Here is a 1,997-nt window from a genome sequence, read left to right as displayed (position 1 = left end):
CCAGCGTGGTGGACAAATAGACCGACACACCCATGCGCTTGGCCGAGGAATCGGTGGTCAGCAGGTTTGTGCTGCGAAGTTGCGCGCGCAGCCGCATGAGGACCGGCATGCGGAATTCGTGCCGTTGGTTGGAGCGGCACGCGAAGACCCATTGAGCGCCTGAACGAGGCCGTCGGCGAGATCGAGCGCATGGCACGGACTGACCCGGCACTGGCCGGTGAGGGAGTGAGGGTGCGGGGATCTCGCCGTTGGGGCAATCTCGGTTTCGGTGCATTTTGGGGTAATAGTACTTTCCATACGAACCCGGGCCTTCCGGGCAAGTTCTCGGCACCGCCGTGGTTGGCGAGGTGCAGTCAATCGGCGCCGAGTTCGATCGAAACCAGCGCGACGCCGCGGAAGTCCACCGCCGCGCTAGGGGCGAGGCCGTGCAGCGACTGGTCGAAGCAGAGCAGCAGGGTCTGCGCCAGACCATCAGGCTATGGGAAGTCACCAAAGCTGGCACAGGTCGACCGCTACGACACGACCACCACGGCCGGCGCCAGCCCCAGTTTTTTGGCCCGCCGGGCGAACTTGCGGTCATCAAACGTTGCGACGCTGTCGCAAGATTTGTAGCTCGCATGGTGCAGCGCATCGGCGAAGTCAATGCCCGCCTCACAGTTTGAGAGCGCTTGTTCGACCGCATCACGGTCTTCGACGGCGATGTGTGCCTGTTCGAGAAGGTGCCGCATGACGGATGCCACCTCGGCTTGCGCAAAGCCGTAGTAGCCCCGCATGACCCACTCGAGTTCAAGGATCACCGACTTGCTCACCAGCAGGGGCTGACCCGACTCGATGAGGCGGCGAGCCGCCAGGCGTTGCCGATGCGCCTCGGCGTCCGCATCGTCGTCAATGTAGTACCGAGCGAGAACGTTGGTGTCCAGGCCGATCATCGCTTGAGCAGCGTGGCGGGGTCGAAATCCGTCGGCACGGCGGCGCGCAGGCTCTTGAGCATGCCGAACCCTCTGCCAGGCTCACCCGAGGGCGAACTCCTTACTCGCATCTCAACGTGGTCGCCGACCAGCGAGAACTCGATGCGGCTACCCTGCCGAATGCCCAGCTGTTGCCGAAGTTCTTTGGGAATGGTGACCTGTCCCTTGCTGGTGACCGACGTGGCTTCCATGACGCCTCCAAGTATTACACGGTAATACTAGCAGGATTGGCCCGCCCCGGCAAGCGTCGCACAGGGTCGCACAGGGTCGTGTCGCTACACCTGCTTAGCGGCGGCGCCCACGGAAACGGCTATTCGTTACGCGCCATACTGCTGCCGCCATGATTTTGCCGTGAGGCGCTCGACGGTGGCCTCGTAGCGCGCCTGAACCGTGCCCGGCTCGTCTTCACGCTTTGAATTCAAGATCTCGAACAGGTGCTCGGCGCAAACGGCCCCGATGGCATGAAGCGCATCATGGCGCGACAGACCCTCGTTTTCCAGACGCGCCATCGCCCGAACAATTGGCTCCAGCCCCTCGGCAATTTGGTTCTCAACAATCGCGTGAAGCGCGGCGTGGGCCTTGACGTTGGGCAGCTTGATGCGCGAGGTGCGGTGAGACGACTGCACAAGTTTTATTCGCTCTTGTTCGTCGAGCGCAAGCCAGGCTGCTGGCGCCGGTGCGATTTCGGGGTCGTAGTGCGTCACGGTGCCTCCTGCTGGCAACGAGCCTTGACATTGGCGATTCCAGAGCCGCGCTGACAGTCGGGACGCAACGAACCACCGCGCTCTCTGCTGTGTCTGTTCGATCGCAAAACCCATGGACGTTCCGGTCTTTTGGTGGCGCCATCGCGTGCCGAGATTGAATTGAAGTCCAGGCGGACCCATCGACGGGATGGTAAAGGGAAAGAGCGGCGGGGCGTCGTAGATGCGCCAGCCGTTGGTGACCAGCATCAGCACCGCGATGGCGTTGAGCCAATGCGTGATGCGCATCCAGAGCGGATGGGCCGGCGAGATCCGCACAGCCCTACAG

The 1,997-nt window shown here is 62.7% G+C and carries 3 protein-coding genes; all 3 read right to left on the bottom strand.

Annotated elements, in window-relative coordinates:
- Positions 1–512 precede the first annotated feature (512 nt).
- Positions 513–929: a type II toxin-antitoxin system VapC family toxin gene (locus tag AC1DY5_RS53300; RefSeq protein ID WP_478122295.1), complete on the bottom strand. Its 417-nt coding sequence runs from the start codon at positions 927–929 to the stop codon at positions 513–515.
- The gene (locus tag AC1DY5_RS53295) at positions 926–1,159 is read right to left on the bottom strand and encodes an AbrB/MazE/SpoVT family DNA-binding domain-containing protein (protein ID WP_478122294.1); all 234 of its coding nucleotides are present in this window, start codon (positions 1,157–1,159) and stop codon (positions 926–928) included. The genes AC1DY5_RS53300 and AC1DY5_RS53295 overlap by 4 nt, the downstream gene beginning before the upstream one ends.
- A 126-nt stretch (positions 1,160–1,285) precedes the next feature.
- Positions 1,286–1,957 carry a hypothetical protein gene (locus tag AC1DY5_RS53290; RefSeq protein WP_478122296.1) on the bottom strand — a complete coding sequence of 224 codons (672 nt, stop codon included), beginning with the start codon at positions 1,955–1,957 and terminating at the stop codon, positions 1,286–1,288.
- Between the last annotated feature and the right edge of the window lie 40 nt (positions 1,958–1,997).

The organism is Variovorax sp. P4_D9, from assembly GCF_056401695.1.
This window is presented reverse-complemented; position numbering and strand designations above follow the sequence as displayed.